Below are 21,199 nucleotides of genomic sequence, written 5' to 3' on the forward strand. Positions count from 1 at the left end.
GAGCAATGAATAACTTTAATCTGCATACCCCAACCCGCATTCTTTTTGGCAAAGGCGCAATTGCCGAACTGCGCGCGCAGCTCCCTGACAACGCCCGCGTGCTGATCACTTATGGCGGCGGCAGCGTGAAGAAAAACGGCGTACTTGACCAGGTTTACAGCGCGCTGGACGGAATGGACGTGCGCGAGTTCAGCGGTATCGAACCAAACCCGACCTACGAAACGCTGATGAAAGCGGTGCAGGTGGTACGCGATGAGCAGATCACCTTCCTGCTGGCAGTCGGTGGCGGTTCAGTGCTGGATGGCACCAAATTTATCGCAGCCGCTGCCCACTACGCCGAGGGCGTCGATCCATGGCATATCCTGCAAACCCGCGGCAGCGAGATCAAAAGCGCCATTCCGATGGGCTCCGTGCTGACGCTGCCGGCTACCGGCTCTGAATCCAACGCCGGTGCGGTGGTTTCCCGTAAAGCGACCGGCGATAAGCAGGCGTTCCACTCTCCGTTCGTGCAGCCGGTCTTCGCGGTGCTCGATCCGGTTTACACCTACACCCTGCCCCCGCGTCAGGTGGCGAATGGCGTAGTTGACGCCTTTGTCCATACTGTAGAGCAGTACGTCACTTATCCGGTAGATGGCAAAATTCAGGATCGCTTCGCCGAAGGCATTCTGCTGACGCTGGTTGAAGATGGCCCGAAAGCGTTGCAGGAGCCGGAGAATTACAACGTGCGCGCCAACGTTATGTGGGCGGCGACCCAGGCGCTGAACGGCCTGATTGGCGCGGGCGTGCCGCAGGATTGGGCTACCCATATGCTGGGCCATGAGTTGACAGCGATGCACGGGCTGGATCACGCACAAACGCTGGCGGTGGTACTGCCTGCGCTGTGGAATGAGAAGCGCGACACCAAACGCGAAAAACTGCTGCAATACGCCGCACGCGTATGGAATATCACCGAAGGCAGCGACGATGAGCGCATTGACGCGGCAATTACCGCCACGCGCGACTTCTTCGAGCGTATGGGCGTGCCGACGCGTCTTTCCGGCTACGGCCTTGATGGCAGCTCCATTCCGGCGCTGTTGGCTAAACTGGAAGAGCACGGCATGACGGCGCTGGGCGAGCATCAGGATATTACGCTGGATGTGAGCCGCCGCATCTACGAAGCCGCGCGCTAAGCGCTTCTCCACCCCCGGCTTTCGTTTTTGGGTTTTTCGACCACACTTAATGCAAACCAGCTTACCCGGCCTGTCCCGGTAAGCCTAGCGAAAGGAGAAATGCATGACACATCCAACGGTGATTAAACTCGCTGACGGCAATCTGATGCCGCAACTGGGTCTTGGCGTGTGGAAAGCGAGCAACGAGGAAGTGGTTACCGCCATCCATAAAGCTCTGGAAGTGGGTTATCGCTCTATCGATACCGCCGCGGCTTACAAGAACGAAGAGGGTGTTGGTAAAGCCTTAGCCAGCGCGGGCGTGCCGCGTGAAGAGCTGTTCATCACCACCAAGCTGTGGAATGACGATCAGAAACGCCCGGCCGAGGCCTTTAAAGAGAGCCTGGAGAAGCTTCAACTCGACTATGTCGATCTCTATCTGATGCACTGGCCGGTTCCGGCAATCGATCACTATGTCGAGGCCTGGAAAGGGATGATCGAGCTGCAACAGCAGGGGCTGATTAAGAGTATCGGCGTCTGTAACTTCCAGACCCACCATCTGCAAAAGCTCATCGATGAAACCAGCGTCATTCCGGTGATTAACCAGATTGAACTCCATCCGCTGCTGCAACAGCGCCAGCTGCATGCCTGGAACGCGACGCACAAGATCCAGACTGAGTCCTGGAGCCCGCTGGCACAGGGTGGTGAAGGCGTTTTCGATCAGAAGATCATTCGCGATCTGGCGGATAAATATGGCAAAACCCCGGCGCAGATCGTTATTCGCTGGCATCTCGACAGCGGTCTGGTGGTGATCCCGAAATCGGTCACCCCTGCGCGCATCGTTGAGAACTTCGACGTCTGGGATTTCCGCCTCGATAAAGATGAGCTAAGCGAAATTGCCAAACTGGACGAGGGCAAACGCCTCGGGCCAGACCCGGATCAGTTCGGCGGTTAAAGAGTATAGGCCGGACTTAAACGTAGGCCGGATAAGGCGAAGCCGCCATCCGGCATAATGCCAGCGCCATGCCTTGCCGGATGGCGCTGGCGCTTATCCGGCCTACAAGGTAATCCGGCCTACAAATCAACTTAGCGCGTCGCTTTTTTTCTCTGGTGCGCAATCGGCGTATGTTTGGTTAATGCCGGTCGCGCGCTGCGGCTCTGGCGGCGCGCTTCGCGCATCTCCTCCATCGTTGGCTCAGGCACCAGGCACTCGCGGCGGGAACCAATCAGGTGCTTTTTCCCCATCGCCTCAAGCGCCTGGCGCAGCAGCGGCCAGTTGGCCGGATCGTGGTAGCGCAGCAGCGCTTTATGCAGGCGGCGCTGCTTCTCCCCTCTCGGCACCACCACCTCTTCACTTTTGTAATCGATCTTCGACAGCGGGTTTTTGCCGGTGTAATACATGGTTGTCGAGTTGGCCAGCGGCGACGGGTAGAAGTTCTGCACCTGGTCGAGACGGAATCGGTGGCGCTTCAGCCACAGCGCCAGGTTCACCATATCCTCATCACGCGTGCCGGGGTGCGCAGAGATAAAGTAGGGGATCAGATACTGCTCTTTGCCCGCCTGCTTCGAGTAGGTGTCGAAAAGCTGCTTAAAGCGGTCATAGCTGCCCATGCCCGGCTTCATCATCTTCGACAGCGGCCCCGCTTCAGTATGTTCCGGCGCTATCTTCAGATAGCCGCCAACGTGGTGCGTCGCCAGCTCTTTGACATAGCGCGGATCTTCCACCGCCAGATCGTACCGCACGCCGGAGGCGATCAGGATCTTCTTGATGCCGCGCAGATCGCGGGCACGCCGGTAGAGATCGATGGTCGGCTGATGGTTGGTGTCCATATGCGGGCAGATCTCCGGATAGACACAGGAGAGGCGTCGACAGGTTTGCTCGGCGCGCGGCGAGGTACAGCGCAGCATATACATATTGGCCGTTGGCCCGCCCAGATCGGAGATCACCCCGGTAAAACCGGGCACCGTGTCGCGAATCGCTTCGATCTCATTGATGATCGAATCCTCGGAGCGGCTCTGAATAATGCGCCCTTCATGCTCGGTGATGGAGCAGAAGGAGCAGCCGCCGAAACAGCCGCGCATAATGTTAATCGAGAAGCGGATCATGTCGTAGGCCGGAATGCGGCTCTCGCCATAGGCCGGGTGCGGCACGCGCTGGTAAGGCAGCGCAAAGACGCTGTCCATCTCTTCGGTGGAGAGCGGAATGGCCGGCGGGTTGATCCAGATATAGCGATCGCCATGCTTTTGCAGCAGCGCGCGGGCACAGCCGGGGTTAGTTTCGTGGTGCAGAATGCGCGACGCATGGGCATAGAGCACTTTGTCCGCTTTCACCTTCTCGTAAGAGGGGAGCAGCACATAGGTTTTTTCCCACGGCTTCGGGCGCGGCGGCTGCACGATCACGCGTTTCGCGGCCTGCGGCTCAACGGGTTTATTATCGGCACAGGGCAGATCTTCGCCGTACGGATGGGGGATCGGATCGATCTTCCCCGGCGTGTCGAGGCGGGTGGAATCCACCCCGCTCCAGCCTGGCAGCGCCTCTTTGACCATAATCGCCGTATTGCGCACATCGCGGATCTGGCCTATCGGCTCCCCGGCGGCAAGGCGGTGCGCGACTTCCACCAGCGGGCGCTCGCCATTGCCGAACATCAGCATATCCGCCTTCGAATCGACCAGCACCGAGCGGCGCACGGTATCAGACCAGTAGTCATAATGGGCGGTGCGGCGCAAGCTGGCCTCAATCCCGCCGAGGATCACCGGCACCTCTCTCCACGCCTCTTTGCAGCGCTGGGTATAAACTAGCGTCGCGCGGTCCGGGCGCTTGCCGGCCACGTTATCTGGCGTATAAGCATCGTCATGGCGCAGCTTACGATCGGCGGTATACCGGTTGATCATCGAATCCATATTGCCGGCGGTGACGCCGAAAAAGAGGTTCGGTTTGCCGAGGCGCATAAAGTCCGTTTTGCTGCTCCAGTCCGGCTGGGCGATGATGCCGACGCGAAAGCCCTGCGCTTCCAGCATTCTTCCGCAGATCGCCATGCCGAAGCTCGGGTGATCGACATAGGCGTCGCCGGTCACGAGGATGATGTCGCAGCTGTCCCAGCCGAGTTCATCCATCTCTTCGCGCGACATCGGCAGAAAAGGCGCGGGGCCGAAGCAGGCCGCCCAGTACTGCGGCCAGGAGAAAAGATCGCGATCCGGCTGGATCAGGGAGAGTGCGCTCATCGTGCTTCCAGAAAAGGTAAAAAGGGAGTCAAAGGGCGGCGATTATACGCCCTCTTTGTAGGGGAATAGAAGGAGGTTTTTTCAGCACCCGGCAGGCAGAGCGCCGCCGGGTTGGAGGAAATTACGGCGCGGGGTTGACCAGCAGCTGGCCGACTGAGCCGCGATCGGCCATCTCCAGCGTCTGGCTCTGGAACTGGAACGGGAAGTGCGGCCACGAAGGTTGACCAAACCACACCAGCAGTTCCACCTGGCCGTCGATCCAGACGGTATCTTTCCAGCCGCGATCTTCCGGGAACGGCAGCGCGCCGTTGACGCTGCGCAGCATAAACATCGCGCCTTCAATATGGAACGACTGCGGCATCTCTGCGCGCACCGTCCAGCGCTCCCAGGTGCCCTGCTGGGCGGTCACATCGATGCGCTGTGGATCCCACAGCTGGCCATTGATACCCGGATCGCTACCGAGGGTCATGTCCCGGCTGCGCGACGGCGAACCGGCCATCAGATCCGCAGGCAGCAGACGCATCGGCAGGGTATCCGTCACCAGCGGCAGCAGACCGGTAGGACGCAACGTCAGTACCAGCGTGGAGATAAGGATGCTCGACGGCTCAAACAGGCCGCGCAGCCGATCCATGATCCCCGCCGCTTCGCCGCAGGTAATCGAAACTTCATCACCGTTGGTCATATCGACCAGCACTTCGCGCCGCTCACCGGGTGCCAGCGACAGCTGTTTGACCGACACCGGCGCAGGCAGGAAGCCCTGATCACCGGCGATTACATGCAGGGCGCGGCCGTCGCTCATCTGTAGCAGATAGCGCCGGGAGTTGGAGGCATTGAGCAGACGCAGGCGCACCCAGCCGCGGGAGACTTCGACAAAGGGGCTTTGCGCGCCGTTGACCATCAGCGTATCGCCGACAAACCCACCGCTGCCCGGCTCGCTGTACTCCGGGGTACCGAAGTTATCCAGCCGCTTATCCTGAATGATGATCGGAAAGTCATCCACGCCGTAGTGATTGGGGATCGGCAGCGCTTTGCTGATCTCATCTTCCACCAGCCACATCCCCGCCAGACCGCTATAGACCTGCTCAGCGGTGCGGTTCGGCGTGTTGGCGTGATACCACAATGTCGCGGCGCTCTGGCGAATTGGCAGCACCGGTGCCCAGTCATTGCTGGCGCTCATCATGCGCGCGGCGCCGCCCATCAGCGGGCCTGGCACCTGCAGGCCGCTCACGGTCATCGCCACGCTTTCCGTCAGCCGGTTGCTGTAAATCAGCTTTACGTCATCGCCATTCCACACGCGGATGGTCGGCCCGAGATAGCGACCGTTGATGCCGGAAACCGGCGCGCGGGTGCCTTTAACAAAGGACCAGTGCGCGCGCTGGAGCGTCATAAAAAGCGGCTGTCCGCGCCGCGATTCGAGCAGCGGCGGAACGGGCAGCGGCGGTTGCTGCCCGGCAGCATTCGCCCTCAGCGGCACTGCGCTGGTACATAGCGCAAGGCCGGAAGCCTGAAGAAACTGACGCCGACTGAGTGACATATTTGCTCCGAGTAACACTGACTTAATACGCCAGAGGCTGGGTGCCTCCGGGTTTGCTCACAACTGACGTTTATACCCGACCGGCGGCTTCGCGTTCTGCCACTTCTTTATCGAGCTCTTCGATTTTTGCCGCCATCAGTTCGCGGCAGTGGGTCGCTAACTGGCGAACCTGATCTTTACCGAACTGCGTAACATCCACCGGCGGCAGCATTTCAACAATCACCAGCCCATTCTTCAGGCGGTTGAGATTCACTTTATTCGAGGTGGTGGAGACGCAGACCGGAATAATCGGCACACCGGCTGCAATCGCGGCGTGGAACGCACCGGTTTTAAATGGCAGCAGGCCGCGACCACGGCTACGCGTCCCTTCCGGGAACATCCAGACCGAGATGTTACGTTTCTGGATCTGCTTCACCACCTGCGCGATGGTGCCGTGCGCTTTGGCGCGGTTATCACGGTCAATCAGCAGGTTGCCGGTCAGCCAGTAGAGTTGACCAAAAAACGGGATCCACAGCAGGCTCTTTTTACCCACGGTAACCGTCGGCGGCAGCACAATGCTGGAGGCGGTGACCATATCGTAGTTGTTTTGGTGGTTAGCGATATAGATGGCGTTGCCGAACTTATCCGCGCCCGGCGGCAGGCGTCTTTCCACTTTCAGCCCGCACACTGGCGCAAGGCGACCAAAAAGATGGCCGAAGGTGGCAACATGTTTTGGGTTTCTTGGACTGAGCAGGCAGTAAATCGAGCCGAATATCGAGACAAGAATGGAGTAGATAACGATGATGATGACACGAAAAATAAATAACATAGCGACCTCTGAAGCCCATACCCTGAGCATTATATACACGCCAGCGTAAATCCGCTGATGCTGGCTGCGCCTCGCTGACCGCCATGCGGTCCGGGCTTGTGTTATGCGGCCTTTAAAAAGAACGTATTGTTAATCGCAATCTGCGAATAAACAACGTCTTTACGGGAAATTTCTAAGAAATATCTCCCCGCGCGCGGCGGGGAGAGGATGATGAAGATTACTCTTCGCTATCGCCCGCGCCCGGACGGGTCGGCGAGTCGATCTCTATGCGGTCAATCTTCTGCAAACCGCGCATCAGCGTACCGCGACGTCCGCGCTCGCCATGCACTTTTTGCAGCTCTTCCGGACGCAGTTTGATCTTGCGTTTGCCGACGTGGAGCGTCAGCGTGCTCTGCGGAGGCAGCAGGTAGAGGTGCGCCAGCGCGTCGCTGCCTTTCGCCGCTTCAGCGGAAGGTATGCCGATGATTTTGTTGCCTTTGCCTTTCGAGAGCTGCGGCAGATCGCTGACCGGGAACATCAGCATGCGGCCGGCGGCGGTGATCGCCAGCAGCATATCGTCGTCGTGCTCGATGGCAATCGGTGCCATTACACGCGCGTTCTCCGGCAGGTTGATCAGCGCTTTACCGGCACGGTTACGGGCAATTAAGTCATTGAAGGTACAGACGAAACCGTAACCGGCATCGGATGCCATCAGCAGCTTCTGATCTTCATTGCTCATCATCATATGCTCAACCGTCGCGCCCGGCGGCAGCGTCAGCTTGCCAGTGATCGGCTCGCCCTGCCCGCGCGCCGACGGCAGCGAAATCGGGTCGACAGCATAGCTGCGCCCGGTGGTATCGATAAAGACCACCGGCTGGTTGCTCTTGCCCTTCGCCGACGCTTTCCAGCTGTCGCCCGCTTTGTAGCTCAAACCCTGCGCGTCAATGTCATGCCCTTTGGCGCTGCGTACCCAGCCCATCTGCGACAGCACAATCGTCACCGGCTCTGACGGCAACATATCGTGCTCGCTCATCGCTTTGGCCTCTTCGCGCTCGTGCAGCGGTGAGCGGCGATCATCGCCGAAAGCAGTGGCATCGGCCTGCAGCTCTTTTTTCAGCAGGGTGTTCATCTTGCGCTCGGAAGCGAGGATCGCCTGCAGCTGATCGCGCTCTTTTTCCAGCTCGCTCTGCTCGCCGCGGATCTTCATCTCTTCCAGTTTGGCGAGATGGCGCAGTTTTAACTCAAGAATGGCTTCCGCCTGGGTTTCACTGATGCCGAAACGCGACATCAGCACCGGCTTCGGCTCATCTTCGCCGCGGATAATCTCAATCACTTCGTCGATATTGAGGAACGCCACCAGCAAACCTTCAAGGATATGCAGGCGCTTGAGCACTTTCTCCAGGCGGTGATTCAGGCGGCGGCGCACCGTATCGCGGCGGAAGGTCAGCCATTCGGTGAGGATCTCCAGCAGGTTTTTCACCGCCGGACGACCATCGAGGCCAATCATATTGAGGTTGATGCGGTAGCTCTTCTCCAGATCGGTGGTGGCGAAGAGGTGGTTCATCACCTGATCCATATCGACGCGGTTGGAGCGCGGCACCACCACCAGGCGGGTCGGGTTTTCGTGGTCCGACTCATCGCGCAGGTCATCGACCATCGGCAATTTTTTATTGCGCATCTGGCTTGCGATCTGCTCCAGCACGCGCGCGCCGGAGACCTGGTGCGGCAGCGCGGTGATCACCACGGCGCCATCCTCTTTTTTCCACACCGCGCGCATACGCACGGAGCCGCGACCGTTCTGGTAGATTTTGCGGATTTCAGCACGTGAAGTGATGATCTCTGCTTCGGTCGGGTAGTCCGGCCCCTGGACAATATCCAGCAGCTCATCGAGGGTGGTTTTTGGCTGGTCAATCAGCGCCATCGCCGCGTTGGCGACTTCGCGCAGGTTGTGCGGCGGAATGTCCGTCGCCATACCGACTGCAATCCCGGTGGTGCCGTTCAGCAAAATGTTCGGCAGGCGGGCAGGCAGCATTTTCGGCTCCTGCAGCGTACCGTCGAAGTTCGGCACCCACTCAACGGTGCCCTGCCCCAGCTCGCTCAGCAGCAGCTCGGCATATTTCGACAGGCGGGATTCGGTATAACGCATGGCGGCAAAGGATTTCGGATCGTCCGGTGCCCCCCAGTTCCCCTGGCCGTCGACCAGCGGGTAGCGATAGGAGAAGGGCTGCGCCATCAGCACCATCGCTTCATAGCAGGCGCTGTCGCCGTGCGGGTGGTATTTACCCAGAACGTCGCCCACGGTACGGGCGGATTTCTTGAACTTCGCGCTGGCGCTCAGCCCCAGTTCAGACATTGCGTAGACGATGCGACGCTGAACGGGTTTCAGGCCATCACCGATAAACGGCAACGCACGATCCATGATGACGTACATGGAGTAGTTCAGGTATGCGTTTTCCGTAAATTCATGCAGCGCAAGGCGCTCTGCCATATCGCTCATTAATCGTGATTCCTCAACGTATGCGCCCACCTTTTCGGCGGCAATATTGCCGCAGATACTACCCTATCTGCGGCGAGGAGTCATAGCGATGAGCGATTTTTTCACGCGCGGTCAGCGCTTACTGACCGACTTTGCGGATCTCTTTTACGTCGATCTCAACGGAGTTCCAGTCTTTGTCCACTTCACCCTGGATTTCGACCTTATCCTGCGGTCCAACGCTCAGCCCTTTCCAGCGTTTCTGGTCAATATCGACATTGATGGTGCCGGTGGCATCTTTGAAGGAGTAGGTATCATCCGAGATGCGCTCAACGATGTTCCCGCTAAGCGTAACCCAGGCATCATCGCGCAGGGATTTTGCGCTCTCAACGGTCGCTTTACTGCCGTTTGGCCCGGTAAAGCCGCCGCCCTGCTGAGAGGTGGTTTGTTGTTGTGCCGCCCCCGGGCCGGTAAAACCGCCCTGATTAGCAGCAAATGCCGGCGCGGCGCAGAGTGCGAGAACAGCGGTGATAGCAGCAAACTTTTTCATCTTATCTCTCCCTTTTTGTTGGTAAGGCTCCATTAAGCCAGCCACTTCTTAACAACTTCTTAAGGCGTAAAAAGATTATTTTTCGCTGTACAACGCCCGCTGCAAGCGGGTTAACTGCCTCGAAGCCTGAGTACACGGAGAGAGTATGCGAATTCTGCTGATAGAAGATGATGCGCTGATTGGTGATGGTCTGAAGGCTGGCCTTGGCAAAAAAGGCTTCACCGTCGACTGGTTTACCGACGGCAAGCTCGGCAAAGCGGCGCTGTTTGCCGCACCTTATGACGCGGTGATCCTCGACTTAACGCTGCCGGGACTTGATGGGTTAACCATCCTGCGCGACTGGCGCGAGCAGAAGCGCAGCGAGCCGGTGCTGATCCTTACCGCGCGCGACGCCATTGAGCAGCGGGTCGAAGGGCTGCGGCTCGGCGCTGATGACTATCTCTGCAAACCCTTTGCGCTGGTGGAAGTGGCCGCCCGGCTGGAGGCGCTGATTCGCCGCACCCACGGCCAGGCGCAAAGCCTGCTGCGCCACGGCCAGGTCACCCTCGACCCGGTAAGCCTGGTCGCCACCTTTCATAACGAAACACTGGTGCTGAAACCGAAAGAGTTCGCCCTGCTGGAACTTCTGCTGCGCAACGTTGGGCGCGTGCTGCCGCGCAAAGCGATTGAAGAGAAGCTCTACAGCTGGGATGGGGATGTCTCCAGCAACGCGGTGGAGGTGCATGTGCACCATCTGCGCCGCAAGCTCGGCAGCGACTTTATCCGCACTGTGCACGGCATCGGCTACACCTTAGGAGAGGCATGAAATTTACGTTTCCCCATAGCCTGCGGCTGCGTCTGACGCTGCTCTTTTTGCTGCTCTCGCTGGCGGCGTGGCTCTGCGCCAGCGTCGTCGCCTGGCAGCAGACGCGCGACAAACTCGACAAGCTGTTTGATACCCAGCAGATGCTGTTTGCCAAACGCCTGAGCGTGATGAAGCTCGACCAGTTGCAAAGCGCCGCGCCGCAGGTCACTAAAAAGAAGATTAAGCATGGCCATCTTGATGATGACGTGCTGGCCTTCGCCATCTACTCCACCGACGGCAAACTGCTGCTGCACGATGGCGACAACGGGCGCGATATCCCCTACGCCTGGCGTCGCGATGGCTTTGATGATGGGCAACTGCGCGATGATGACGATAAGTGGCGCTTTTTGTGGCTGACCGCCCCCGGCGGCGAGTACCGCATTGTGGTTGGTCAGGAGTGGGAGTATCGCCAGGAGATGGCGCTGGAGATCATCACCTCACAGCTGACGCCGTGGCTGGTGGCGCTGCCATTAATGTTGTTACTGTTAATCGCCCTGCTGACCCGTGAGCTGCGCCCTTTGAAAAAGGTGGCGCTGGCGCTGCGTACGCGCGCTCCGGATCGCGCCGATGCGCTGGAAACCCGCGGCGTGCCCGGCGAAGTGCGCCCGCTGCTGGATGCCCTCAACCAACTCTTTGCCCGCACGCATACCATGATGCTGCGCGAGCGGCGCTTTACCTCCGACGCCGCCCATGAGCTGCGCAGCCCGCTGGCGGCGCTGAAAGTGCAGACGGAAGTCGCACAGCTCTCCGATGACGATCCCACTGCGCGCGCCAGAGCGCTGAGCCAGTTACATCTTGGGATCGATCGCGCGACCCGGCTGGTCGATCAGCTATTAACCCTTTCGCGCCTCGATTCGCTGGAGCATATGGAGGATGTCGAGACGCTGGAGCTGGATGCGCTGCTGCAATCGGCAGTGATGGAGACCTACCACAGCGCGCAGCAGGCGGGAATGGATATCCGCCTGCATCTGAATGCCCACGACGTGCGCCGCCAGGGCCAGCCGCTGCTGCTCAGCCTGCTGGTGCGCAACCTGCTGGATAACGCCATCCGCTACAGCCCGCCGGGCAGCGTGGTGGATGTCACCCTTGAAGCCAACAGCCTGAGCGTGCGGGATAATGGCCCAGGCGTCAGCGACGAGGCGCTGGCGCGCATTGGCGAGCGCTTCTATCGCCCGCCGGGGCAGAGTGAAACCGGCAGCGGGCTGGGGTTATCGATTGTGCAGCGTATTGCCGCTCTGCATCAGATGCAGGCCACCTTTGCTAATCATCCGGAGGGCGGTTTTATCGTTACTCTGCGCTGGTAGAGGGATTATTGCTTATTGCGCAAAAGTCTTTGCCATTATTGCCAATTTAATCGCCCCGTTGATACGGATAGAATCGCCGACAAACGTATTTATCCGGGAACAAAAAATGAGCAACATTCTGATTATCAACGGCGCGAAGAAATTCGCGCACTCCAATGGCGAACTGAACGATACCCTGACCGACGTTGCGGCCAGCTTCCTGCGCGATGCCGGGCACGAAGTGAAAACCGTGCGTACCGACGGCGAGTACGACGTTAAAGCGGAAGTGGAGAATTTCCTGTGGGCCGACACGGTGATCTGGCAGATGCCGGGCTGGTGGATGGGCGCACCGTGGACGGTGAAAAAGTATATGGATGATGTCTTTACCGAAGGCCACGGTTCACTGTATGCCAGCGATGGTCGTACCCGCTCCGACGCGGCGAAGAAGTATGGCTCCGGCGGATTAATCCAGGGCAAAACCTACATGCTGTCGCTCACCTGGAACGCGCCAATCGACGCCTTTACCGATAAAGAGCAGTTCTTCCACGGCGTCGGTGTTGACGGTGTTTACCTGCCGTTCCATAAAGCGAACCAGTTCCTCGGCATGGACGCATTGCCGACATTTATCGCTAATGACGTGATCAAAATGCCGGACGTCCCGCGTTATATTGCAGAATATCGCAAGCATCTGGCGGAGATTTTTGCTTAACTGTAGCTGGACTTAAAAGGAGTAAACCATGTTGACAGTAGTAGCAGAGATCCGCACTCGCCCAGGGCAGCACCATCGCCAGGCCGTGCTTGATGAATTCGCGAAAATTGTACCGGTTGTGCTGCAAGAAGCAGGTTGCCACGGCTATGAGCCGCTGATCGACCACGCCGCTGGCGTCAGCTTCCAGACGACCGCGCCGGATTCCATCACGATGGTTGAGCGTTGGGAAAGCGTGGCGCATCTTGAAGCGCACCTGCAAACGCCCCACATGAAAGCGTGGAGCGAAGCAGTAAAAGGCGATGTCCTCGAGACCCATATCCGTATTCTCGAATCGGGTCTGTAACAGCCTTCCCCTCACCGCCAGGCGGGGGGAGAATACTCAGGCCGGCGCTTGCCGGCCCTTTGTTTACCAGTACAACTTCCAGCTCAGCGAGAAACGCGCCAGCGCTTCGACATAGAAGTAATCCCCCCAGCTTGCACACTCATCCACCCCTTTATTGCTCGACAGATGGTAGACCGAGTGCTTAAGCAGGCCGTTGGTCGCCTCCTGCTTGCCCGCCAGATAGTGCTTACTCAGCGATGACATAATGCGCATTGCCCACTGCTGGTAATGGGCGCGATCCGGGTCGGTCACCGGTAACTGCTTAACCAGCTCCAGCAAGCCGCAGACCGCAATCGCCGCCGACGAGGAGTCGCGCAGCGCGTCGGTACCCACCAGCGCCAGATCCCAGTGGCAGACCGCATCTTCCGGCAGGCGGTTGAGGAAGTAGTTCGCCAGCCGTTTTGACAGCGCCACCATCTCTTTATCGCCGGTGTAGATATAGCTCAGCAGGAAGCCGTAAATGCCCCACGCCTGGCCGCGCGACCAGCAGGAATCATCGGCGTAGCCCTGCTGGGTATTGCCATAACGCGGCGCGCCAGTCTGCACATCCATATAGTAGGTGTGAAAGGTGGAAGCATCTTCGCGGATAAGGTATTTCGCCGCCTGGCGCACGTGGGCTTCGGCGGCATCGGCAAAGCGCCGGTCGCCGGTTTGCTCCGTCGCCCAGTAGAGCAGCGGCAGGTTCATATTGCAGTCGATGATCATCCGCCCGGCCTGGGCAGGATCGTTAAGATCGCCCCACGCCTGGATGATCTGCGCTTTTTCATGAAAGCGCTCCAGCAGTGCCTCGGCCGCCAGTAGCCCAAAGCCGCGCGCATCGCGATTGCCGGTTAAGCGCCAGGCCGCCACGCAGGAGAGCGTGTATAAAAAGCCGAGATCGTGCGTGTTGGTGTCTTCGCGTCCGGCGATGCGCAGGCCAAAGGAGCGCACGTGACGCTCAGCCAGCGCGCGAAACGCCTCATCGCCGCTCATCTCCCAGGCCAGCCACAGCTGCCCGGTCCAGAAGCTGGTGGTCCACTCGACGTTGCCGGTCAGCGGATAAAAGCCGTCGACGCAGGTCTCCGCCGGGAACTGCTCACCGAACTCGGTTAAATGACGGCGAATCAGTTCAAGGGTGTGGCTACGCGCAGAGTCCAGCTCATCTTTAAAGGTCTGCGCATCGGGCGCAGCCGGGCATGGGCGTAACGTTTCCTCGTTGATTTTACTTAACATTGTTCGGTTCCTTCTCTGTTCGATAATCGGATAGCCATTACCCTGCCGTTTTCGCATCCAGCGTGCGGGCTTGCCGCCATTTGCTCTGGCAGGCAGACAGGGTAAACAGGGAGATAAAGGTAAAGGTCAGCGCAATCGCGCCCATGATGATGTAGGTGTGTTCAAAGCCGATGCGGTCATACAAAATCCCGGCGGGCGACGAGACCACCACATTGCCGACGTAGAGCATCGCCTGGTAGCCCAGCAGATACATGGTGGCATTAACGCGTTTATCGAAATGCTCGGCGATATATTTAAATACCGACACCAGCAGCAAACAGATTTCGAGACCGTAGAGCGGTTTGAGGATCGAAATAAGCAGATGCGATTCGCACAGCCCGGAGATAATTAACCGCGCGCCGACAATCAGGCCGACAATTAATAACCCGCGCTTGGCCCCAATAAAGTTCACAAACAGCGGGATGACCATATACATGACAAATTCCATGCCCGACTGCACCGTGCCCAGATAACCAAACACCGCATTGCCTTCATGCACATCGTCAAAGAAGGTGACGAAGTAGCGTGAGAACTGCTGTTCGGCGATAAACATCATCCACGCGACACCGGCGACATAGAGGCAGAAGGCCCAGAATTTGCGGTTACGCAGCAGCGCATAGACATCGGCAGGCGCGATCTTCTCTTTCGTCAGCACTTCACCCGCATGGGCGGAGTGGACATTCACTTTCAGGCTCAGCAGCACTGCCAGCATAATCAGCGACGCCACAGAACCCATGATGAAGTTATAGGCCGGAGAGAGGTTAAACAGCAGGCCGGAGAAAGAGGAAGCCACCGCCCAGCCAAGGGATCCCCACATGCGGATCTGCCCAAACTCCATGCCGTTTAAGCGGCTGTAACGGTCGGTATAGGATTCGCACGCCGCCACGCCCGCATACCACGCGAAGCTTAAATAGATAGCGCCAACAATAATCCCGACCAGGGTGTTGGACATTAACAGCGGCTGATAGACATAGATAAAGAACGGTGCCATTAAGGCTGACATCAGCACGACAAAATAGAGCAGGTATTTGCTCATGCCGATTTTATCCAGGATATAGCCATAAATCGGTTTCAGAATAACGGAGAAGATACCGTTAACGGCAAAGACCGTGCCGATAACCGTCCCGCTTAAATTGGCTTTTTGTCCCAGCCAGATCGCCAGCAAACCAATGCTCGCCGACCAGGTAAAAAAGTAGAGAAAGATAAAGGTGCTGATTTTGTAATATTCAGTTTTATTATTTATGGTGATTTTTTCCATACTATCCTCGACGAAAGCATGTAGGGTTCAGCGTTATTTCCCGGCCAGCGCCGGGCATCAAAGTGCAATCTCGATACGGTTTTTCTGCCCCGGTTGATGGATCACCAGCGCGTTATTGTTGATAAGCAGTTCCGGTAAGAGCGGGTTGAAGGCCAGTTCGCAGGTTGCCGCCTGCACGGCACACGCCAGCCACTGCTGGCCTGCAGCAATCTCGGTGCGTAGCACCGGAATGGAGGCGCAGGGCGAAAACATGATGCTGCTGTTGGGCGGTGTGACGATGCTGTCCGCCTCGCGCACCTCATCGGCGAGCAGGTTGAAAATGCCGCTGACGCCGTTTTCAGCGACCACCAGGCTGCCGTGCTGCTCAGAGCGATGGGGCGCTTTCAGCACCGCAAAGCCCCCTTCCACGCTGGTCAGCGCGCGAGCGGTGTTGATGCGGTGAACGCGAAGATGCCACTCGCCGCAGGGGATCAGCCAGGTGGCGATCTGTACGTCATGCCACGGCGACCAGCGGGAGAAGATCGCCTGCTCGCTTATCACCACTTCGTCGCACTCGCGGCGGCCACGAAAGTAGTTATCCCCTTCACTCAGCAGCAGCATTGAGTCGCAGGCGGCATGCTTGATGCCGTAGCGCCCGCGCTCTATGGTGAAACCAAAGCGGCTGGAGTAGGCAAATTTGGTGTATTTCGCTTCGGTATTGACGTAGTTATTCAGCTCCAGCTGTCCTGCGGTCAGCATCCAGACGTGCTTTGACTCTTCGCTGTGCACGATAAGCTGCCCGGCAGGGGCAATTACGCGCTGCGCGTCGAGCCGCGGTAACGGCTGCTCTTCGGCACACCAGAAGGGGTGAGAGTCGGGCAGCGCGAGGATCAAGAAGACCTTCAGCGCCCAGTAGGGCGAGCCGGGTGAGTTGTAATCCTCGCACATCGCCAGGTTCGGGTAGGCAAAACCGAGCGTCAGAATGCCGTCGCGATCGAAGATGGGTTGTTTAAGCCACCAGCGCAGGTGGCGCAGGATCACGCCTTTTACCACGCCCGGCGTCAAGACCGGCAGGTCAGCAAAGGCGACGGCGCTCCAGAAGGCGACCATCGCAAAGCGATAGGTGAGGCTGCGGCCAAACGGCACTGACTCCCCTTCTGCCGCTGACATATAGATAAAGTCCTCGGCAAACAGGCTGGCGCGCTCGCGAATGGTTGCCGCGCGCGGCGCATCCTCTTCACCGTTCAGCGTGGCGTAGATCAGGCCGTAAAAATGAAACGCCATCGAGATGTAGTAATCTTTTGGCCGGCCGAGGCCGTCGGAGTACCAACCGTCGCCAAGATAGTAGGCATCCATCATCGCAAAGCGGCGTTCAATCGCCCGCGCATCCCACGGCAAACCGGCGCGTTTGAAGCCCAGTTGCACCATGATGGCGAAGAAGTTCCAGTTGCTGTCGGGCATTTCCGCTTCGGTGATCTGGTTAAGCCAGCGGTAGAGGTTTTCGGTTTCCTGCGCACTGAAGTTCAGTGTGAATTTATCACCCAGCAGTGCCAGCCCGAGACCGTAGACCGCCATCTCCACCAGCCGCTGATCGTATGCCACGGTGTCGCCCCAGTAGCCGCTATCCTGCGGATCAGTGCCGCGCTTGATCGCCGCCAGATATTTCTCGCTGAAGGTTTGTGCATCGCCGCCCGCCATCAGCGGGAAGAGCCCCCACAGCGCGCGGGAGAGCCCCTCCATTTCAGCAATCTCATCGCTGTAGTGGGCGCTGGTAGCACCGAGGGAGAATTGCGCCGCACCGGCCGGAAACTGTTTATCCAGCGCGTCGAGCATGGTAGTCAGCGCGCTTACTACCTCGTCGCGGGATGACAATGGATTTGATTTTTTCTCGTGCGCCGCCTGCATAACCTTTCCTCCCCTGATGTGTGGCAGAAGAATAGTTAATGAACAGCGCGGGGAAATGTTACCTCTGTCACACCGCCGTAACTTCTCTGAACCCGTTATTAAGAAAATTTAAAACCGTGGTTTATAAATGGCTACAGGGAAGTAAAAATTGAGATTGATTGCACCATGACTTCGGGCTTGCAGGCAGAGCGGCTGGAACTGATTACCCTCAACGACGCGATCGTGTCGTTTAGTCGCCTTTACGCCAATACCGTGCGGTACCACCACTGGCATCAATGCCTGGAAGTGCTTTATGTCGAAGAGGGTTTTGGCGTGGTGATTGTTGATAATCGCCACTACACCATGCGGCCCGGCAGGCTCTTTTTCTTTCCGCCTTTTACGCTGCACCGGGTGATGGTGGATGAGCAGGCGCAGGATTGTTATCGCCGCACCATTATCCATGTCGATCACCATGTGGTGCTGAAACACCTGCGCGATTTTCCACATAATCACCAGCGTTTACAGCGCCTCTCCTTACGCGGCGGCGCGGCGGTGGTGATGGACGCGGCCGATATCCATCCCCATATCGATCATCTGTTTAGCTGTTATGGGAAGCTGGCGGAGAACCGCAGCCTGAATGTGGAGCAGGTCGCCTGCCTGCTGCTGAATCTGTTAAGTATGTTGCCGGAAGATATTGAGAAATTACCGGAAGAGCAGAGCGGGATCGCCACGCCAGTAATGTTCTGGCTACAAGAGAATTACCGGCAGAAGTTTAGCCTGCAACGCCTCGCCGGGGATCTGGGTAAGTCGCGCAGCTATGTCTCGCGCCGCTTTCACTTCGAGACCGGCGAGCCGATCCATCAATATTTAAACACCCTGCGTCTGCGCAAAGCGTGCGACTCGCTGCTTCACACGCCGCTCAGCATCCGCGAGATCGCCCTTGATGTCGGGTTTTCCGATGTGACCTACTTTATTAGCGCGTTTAAACGCGGCATCGGCGAAACGCCGTTGCAGTACAGGAAGAATCATCGCAACGAACACGCCCTTAAAAAGCACCTTTAAAAGCACTTTTTAATGCACCATAATGGCCTCTCTTTGACAGGAGAACGATCATGCCATTCCAGATTCTGACGACCACCGCAGCCAGCATCACCGAACTGAAACGTGACCCGATGGGAACATTTAATGCCGGTGAAGGCGCGCCGGTTGCCATTCTTAATCGCAATGAACCCGCGTTCTACTGCGTCCCGCCCGCGCTCTATGCACGCCTGATGGAGATGCTCGAAGACGAAGAGCTGGGGCGCATTGCGGACGAACGTGCTGATGAACCCACCATCGAGGTCAAGCTTGATGACCTATAAGCTGGCGTTCAACGTATCGGCATTAAAGGAGTGGAAGAAGCTGGGAAGCACCGTTCGCGAACAGTTCAAAAAGAAGCTTCAGGAGCGGCTCGAAAACCCGCGCGTCCCGGCAGCACAGCTTCATGGGCGCAAAGATCAGTACAAAATTAAGCTACGCGGTGCGGGATACCGGCTGGTCTATAAAGTCGAAGAGGAGATCATCACCGTGACGGTGATCGGTGTGGGCAAACGCGAGAACGATGAGATCTACACAGCCACACGCTTCAGATAAGATGCACAACATGCCGGATGGCGGCTTGCACCTTGTCCGGCCTACATAAAACCCGAAGAGTTATAGCTGATTGCCGGGCCTGGTTGAGCACAGCGTGCCGGATGGCGGCTTGCGCCTTATCCGGCCTACATAAAACCCGAAGAGTTATAGCTGATTGCCTGGCCTGGTTGACCACAACATGCCGGATGGCGGCTTGCGCCTTATCCGGCCTACATAAAACCCGAAGAGTTATAGCTGATTGCCGGGCCTGGTTGAACACAGCGTGCCGGATGGCGGCTTACGCCTTATCCGGTTTACATAAAACCTGAAAGCGTTGACCAGGCCCGGTAAGCGGACGCCACCGGGCACAGGGATCAGGCTTCGATCTCCGCCGTATCGCCCTTCTCTTGCAGCCAGTTGCGTCGATCTTCCGAGCGCTTCTTAGCCAGCAACATATCCATCATGGCGTCGGTCTGCTTGTCATCTTCATCGCTGATGATGAGCTGCACCAGGCGGCGCGTATTCGGATCGAGCGTGGTTTCACGCAGCTGCATCGGGTTCATCTCGCCCAGCCCTTTAAAGCGCTGTACGTTCGGTTTGCCCTTTTTGCGTTTCAGCTGCTCCAGCACGCCGGTTTTTTCCTCTTCCGTTAACGCGTAATAGACCTCTTTGCCGAGATCGATACGGTAGAGCGGGGGCAGCGCAACGTAGACGTGACCGTTTTTCACAAGCGTACGGAAATGTTTCACAAACAGCGCGCAGAGCAGCGTGGCGATGTGCAGCCCGTCGGAATCCGCATCCGCCAGGATACAGATCTTGCCGTAGCGCAGCTGGCTGAGATCTTCGCTGTCCGGATCGATACCGATCGCCACCGAAATATCATGCACCTCCTGCGAGGCCAGCACTTCATCGGAGGAGACTTCCCAGGTGTTAAGGATCTTGCCCTTCAGCGGCATGATCGCCTGAAACTCGCGATCGCGCGCCTGTTTCGCCGATCCGCCCGCGGAGTCCCCTTCCACCAGGAAGAGTTCGGTGCGCGAGAGATCCTGCGCGGTGCAATCCGCCAGCTTGCCGGGCAGCGCCGGGCCGCTGGTGAGCTTTTTACGCACCACCTTTTTGGCGGCGCGCATGCGGCGCTGAGCGCTGGAGATTGCCATCTCTGCCAGCATTTCCGCGGTCTGAATATTCTGGTTCAGCCACAGGCTGAAGGCATCTTTCACCACGCCGGACACGAACGCCGCGCATTGACGCGAGGAGAGACGCTCTTTGGTCTGCCCGGCAAACTGCGGATCCTGCATTTTGACCGACAGCACGTAAGCGCAGCGATCCCAGATATCTTCCGCCGAGAGCTTCACACCGCGCGGCAGGATATTGCGGTATTCGCAGAATTCGCGCATCGCATCGAGCAGGCCCTGACGCAGGCCGTTAACGTGGGTGCCGCCCTGCATGGTCGGGATGAGGTTGACGTAGCTTTCGGTCAGCAGCTCGCCGCCTTCCGGCAGCCAGAGCAGCGCCCAGTCCACCGCTTCCGTTTCGGCAGAGAAGTTGCCGATAAACGGTTTTTCCGGCAGCGTCGGCAGGCCATTTACCGCTTCGCTCAGGTAGTCGTTCAGACCATCCTGATAGCACCAGCGCTGCTCGGCATTATTCACATTGTCTTTAAAGACAATCTCAACGCCCGGGCAGAGCACCGCTTTCGCTTTCAGCAGATGCATCAGGCGGGAGACGGAGAAGCGCGGGCTGTCGAAGAAGGATTCATCGGGCCAGAAGTGCACGCTGGTGCCGGTATTGCGCTTACCGCAGGTGCCGATCACTTTCAGATCCTGCACCTTGTCGCCATTCTCGAAGGCGATGCTGTAGACCTGGCCGTCGCGTTTGACGGTCACTTCTACGCGGCGTGACAGGGCGTTAACCACCGAAATGCCGACGCCGTGCAGGCCGCCTGAGAACTGGTAGTTTTTGTTGGAGAATTTACCGCCCGCGTGCAGGCGGCAGAGGATCAGTTCAACGGCAGGAACGCCCTCTTCCGGGTGGATATCCACCGGCATGCCGCGCCCGTCGTCGATAACTTCCAGCGACTGATCGGCGTGAAGAATGACCTCTACGCGCTTCGCGTGGCCCGCCAGCGCTTCATCCACGCTGTTATCAATAACTTCCTGCCCCAGATGGTTAGGGCGCGTGGTATCGGTATACATCCCCGGACGGCGGCGAACCGGCTCAAGCCCGGTGAGTACCTCTATGGCATCAGCGTTATAGGATTGCGTCATGGTGTATTCGTAGATAGTGA

General features: G+C 58.2%; 18 protein-coding genes. 9 read left to right on the forward strand and 9 right to left on the reverse strand.

Going from position 1 to position 21,199, the window contains the following annotated elements:
- Positions 1-5: 5 nt before the first annotated feature.
- Positions 6-1,169: an alcohol dehydrogenase gene (yqhD, locus tag BWI95_RS06655; protein ID WP_054803382.1), complete on the forward strand. Its 1,164-nt coding sequence runs from the start codon at positions 6-8 to the stop codon at positions 1,167-1,169.
- 103 nt (positions 1,170-1,272) lie between these two features.
- Complete coding sequence (gene dkgA, locus BWI95_RS06660; RefSeq protein WP_042718007.1) at positions 1,273-2,100, forward strand: 2,5-didehydrogluconate reductase DkgA; 828 nt, start codon at positions 1,273-1,275, stop codon at positions 2,098-2,100.
- Between the two features lie 131 nt (positions 2,101-2,231).
- Here dkgA and BWI95_RS06665 read toward each other — a convergent pair whose 3' ends face one another.
- The 5 genes from BWI95_RS06665 to BWI95_RS06685 form a co-directional block, all read right to left on the reverse strand.
- Positions 2,232-4,367 carry a YgiQ family radical SAM protein gene (locus BWI95_RS06665; protein ID WP_076769218.1) on the reverse strand — a complete coding sequence of 712 codons (2,136 nt, stop codon included), beginning with the start codon at positions 4,365-4,367 and terminating at the stop codon, positions 2,232-2,234.
- Positions 4,368-4,488: 121 nt separating this feature from the next.
- Positions 4,489-5,901, reverse strand: coding sequence for a cell division protein FtsP (ftsP, locus tag BWI95_RS06670; protein ID WP_042718004.1), 1,413 nt, complete (start codon positions 5,899-5,901; stop codon positions 4,489-4,491).
- Between the two features lie 70 nt (positions 5,902-5,971).
- Entirely contained in the window at positions 5,972-6,709 is a 738-nt protein-coding gene (locus BWI95_RS06675) for a 1-acylglycerol-3-phosphate O-acyltransferase (RefSeq protein WP_054803381.1), read from the reverse strand.
- A 217-nt stretch (positions 6,710-6,926) separates the two neighbouring features.
- The gene (gene parC / locus BWI95_RS06680) at positions 6,927-9,185 is read right to left on the reverse strand and encodes a DNA topoisomerase IV subunit A (protein ID WP_076769219.1); all 2,259 of its coding nucleotides are present in this window, start codon (positions 9,183-9,185) and stop codon (positions 6,927-6,929) included.
- A gap of 118 nt (positions 9,186-9,303) precedes the next feature.
- Positions 9,304-9,711, reverse strand: a complete 408-nt coding sequence (locus tag BWI95_RS06685; RefSeq protein WP_054803380.1) for a YgiW/YdeI family stress tolerance OB fold protein — start codon at positions 9,709-9,711, stop codon at positions 9,304-9,306.
- A 145-nt stretch (positions 9,712-9,856) separates the two neighbouring features.
- Here BWI95_RS06685 and qseB point away from each other — a divergent pair, with 145 nt between their 5' ends.
- The 4 genes from qseB (at position 9,857) to BWI95_RS06705 (ending at position 12,890) form a co-directional block, all read left to right on the forward strand.
- Complete coding sequence (gene qseB, locus BWI95_RS06690) at positions 9,857-10,516, forward strand: quorum sensing response regulator transcription factor QseB (RefSeq protein ID WP_042717998.1); 660 nt, start codon at positions 9,857-9,859, stop codon at positions 10,514-10,516.
- Positions 10,513-11,859: a quorum sensing histidine kinase QseC gene (gene qseC, locus BWI95_RS06695; protein WP_054803379.1), complete on the forward strand. Its 1,347-nt coding sequence runs from the start codon at positions 10,513-10,515 to the stop codon at positions 11,857-11,859. Before qseB ends, qseC begins: the two co-directional genes overlap by 4 nt.
- Before the next feature lie 106 nt (positions 11,860-11,965).
- Positions 11,966-12,547 (forward strand): NAD(P)H-dependent oxidoreductase, encoded by a 582-nt coding sequence (locus BWI95_RS06700; protein WP_023480904.1) that lies wholly within the window; start codon positions 11,966-11,968, stop codon positions 12,545-12,547.
- Between the two features lie 28 nt (positions 12,548-12,575).
- Entirely contained in the window at positions 12,576-12,890 is a 315-nt protein-coding gene (locus tag BWI95_RS06705) for a putative quinol monooxygenase (protein ID WP_023480887.1), read from the forward strand.
- 63 nt (positions 12,891-12,953) lie between these two features.
- On the opposite strand, the gene BWI95_RS06710 is transcribed toward BWI95_RS06705, so the two are convergent.
- The 3 genes from BWI95_RS06710 to BWI95_RS06720 are packed head-to-tail and all read right to left on the reverse strand — an operon-like array spanning position 12,954 to position 17,322.
- Entirely contained in the window at positions 12,954-14,141 is a 1,188-nt protein-coding gene (locus BWI95_RS06710; RefSeq protein ID WP_076769220.1) for a glycoside hydrolase family 88 protein, read from the reverse strand.
- A gap of 37 nt (positions 14,142-14,178) precedes the next feature.
- A complete protein-coding gene (locus BWI95_RS06715) occupies positions 14,179-15,438 on the reverse strand; it encodes an oligosaccharide MFS transporter (RefSeq protein WP_023480794.1) in 1,260 nt (419 codons plus the stop codon).
- Positions 15,439-15,495: 57 nt separating this feature from the next.
- A complete protein-coding gene (locus BWI95_RS06720) occupies positions 15,496-17,322 on the reverse strand; it encodes a DUF2264 domain-containing protein (RefSeq protein WP_076769221.1) in 1,827 nt (608 codons plus the stop codon).
- 165 nt (positions 17,323-17,487) lie between these two features.
- Here BWI95_RS06720 and BWI95_RS06725 point away from each other — a divergent pair, with 165 nt between their 5' ends.
- From BWI95_RS06725 to BWI95_RS06735, 3 genes are read left to right on the forward strand one after another with little or no spacing between them, the layout of a single operon-like run.
- Positions 17,488-18,363, forward strand: coding sequence for a helix-turn-helix transcriptional regulator (locus BWI95_RS06725; RefSeq protein ID WP_054803377.1), 876 nt, complete (start codon positions 17,488-17,490; stop codon positions 18,361-18,363).
- A 50-nt stretch (positions 18,364-18,413) separates the two neighbouring features.
- Entirely contained in the window at positions 18,414-18,662 is a 249-nt protein-coding gene (locus BWI95_RS06730) for a type II toxin-antitoxin system Phd/YefM family antitoxin (protein ID WP_042717989.1), read from the forward strand.
- Entirely contained in the window at positions 18,652-18,933 is a 282-nt protein-coding gene (locus BWI95_RS06735) for a type II toxin-antitoxin system RelE family toxin (protein WP_054803376.1), read from the forward strand. The genes BWI95_RS06730 and BWI95_RS06735 overlap by 11 nt, the downstream gene beginning before the upstream one ends.
- Positions 18,934-19,286: 353 nt before the next feature.
- On the opposite strand, the gene parE is transcribed toward BWI95_RS06735, so the two are convergent.
- Complete coding sequence (gene parE, locus BWI95_RS06740) at positions 19,287-21,179, reverse strand: DNA topoisomerase IV subunit B (protein ID WP_042717986.1); 1,893 nt, start codon at positions 21,177-21,179, stop codon at positions 19,287-19,289.
- Positions 21,180-21,199: the final 20 nt, after the last annotated feature.

The sequence above is a fragment of the Kosakonia cowanii JCM 10956 = DSM 18146 genome (assembly GCF_001975225.1).
GTDB lineage: Bacteria > Pseudomonadota > Gammaproteobacteria > Enterobacterales > Enterobacteriaceae > Kosakonia > Kosakonia cowanii.

Bases quoted from the DNA above. Each gene is read 5' to 3' on its own strand.
- parE (WP_042717986.1), bottom strand. From the start codon at position 21,179: ATGACGCAATCCTATAACGCTGATGCCATAGAGGTACTCACCGGGCTT.
- ftsP (WP_042718004.1), bottom strand. From the start codon at position 5,901: ATGTCACTCAGTCGGCGTCAGTTTCTTCAGGCTTCCGGCCTTGCGCTA.
- BWI95_RS06710 (WP_076769220.1), bottom strand. From the start codon at position 14,141: ATGTTAAGTAAAATCAACGAGGAAACGTTACGCCCATGCCCGGCTGCG.
- BWI95_RS06720 (WP_076769221.1), bottom strand. From the start codon at position 17,322: ATGCAGGCGGCGCACGAGAAAAAATCAAATCCATTGTCATCCCGCGAC.
- BWI95_RS06735 (WP_054803376.1), top strand. From the start codon at position 18,652: ATGACCTATAAGCTGGCGTTCAACGTATCGGCATTAAAGGAGTGGAAG.
- BWI95_RS06725 (WP_054803377.1), top strand. From the start codon at position 17,488: ATGACTTCGGGCTTGCAGGCAGAGCGGCTGGAACTGATTACCCTCAAC.
- BWI95_RS06715 (WP_023480794.1), bottom strand. From the start codon at position 15,438: ATGGAAAAAATCACCATAAATAATAAAACTGAATATTACAAAATCAGC.
- dkgA (WP_042718007.1), top strand. From the start codon at position 1,273: ATGACACATCCAACGGTGATTAAACTCGCTGACGGCAATCTGATGCCG.
- BWI95_RS06675 (WP_054803381.1), bottom strand. From the start codon at position 6,709: ATGTTATTTATTTTTCGTGTCATCATCATCGTTATCTACTCCATTCTT.
- yqhD (WP_054803382.1), top strand. From the start codon at position 6: ATGAATAACTTTAATCTGCATACCCCAACCCGCATTCTTTTTGGCAAA.
- BWI95_RS06665 (WP_076769218.1), bottom strand. From the start codon at position 4,367: ATGAGCGCACTCTCCCTGATCCAGCCGGATCGCGATCTTTTCTCCTGG.
- qseC (WP_054803379.1), top strand. From the start codon at position 10,513: ATGAAATTTACGTTTCCCCATAGCCTGCGGCTGCGTCTGACGCTGCTC.
- BWI95_RS06705 (WP_023480887.1), top strand. From the start codon at position 12,576: ATGTTGACAGTAGTAGCAGAGATCCGCACTCGCCCAGGGCAGCACCAT.
- BWI95_RS06685 (WP_054803380.1), bottom strand. From the start codon at position 9,711: ATGAAAAAGTTTGCTGCTATCACCGCTGTTCTCGCACTCTGCGCCGCG.
- parC (WP_076769219.1), bottom strand. From the start codon at position 9,185: ATGAGCGATATGGCAGAGCGCCTTGCGCTGCATGAATTTACGGAAAAC.
- BWI95_RS06730 (WP_042717989.1), top strand. From the start codon at position 18,414: ATGCCATTCCAGATTCTGACGACCACCGCAGCCAGCATCACCGAACTG.
- qseB (WP_042717998.1), top strand. From the start codon at position 9,857: ATGCGAATTCTGCTGATAGAAGATGATGCGCTGATTGGTGATGGTCTG.
- BWI95_RS06700 (WP_023480904.1), top strand. From the start codon at position 11,966: ATGAGCAACATTCTGATTATCAACGGCGCGAAGAAATTCGCGCACTCC.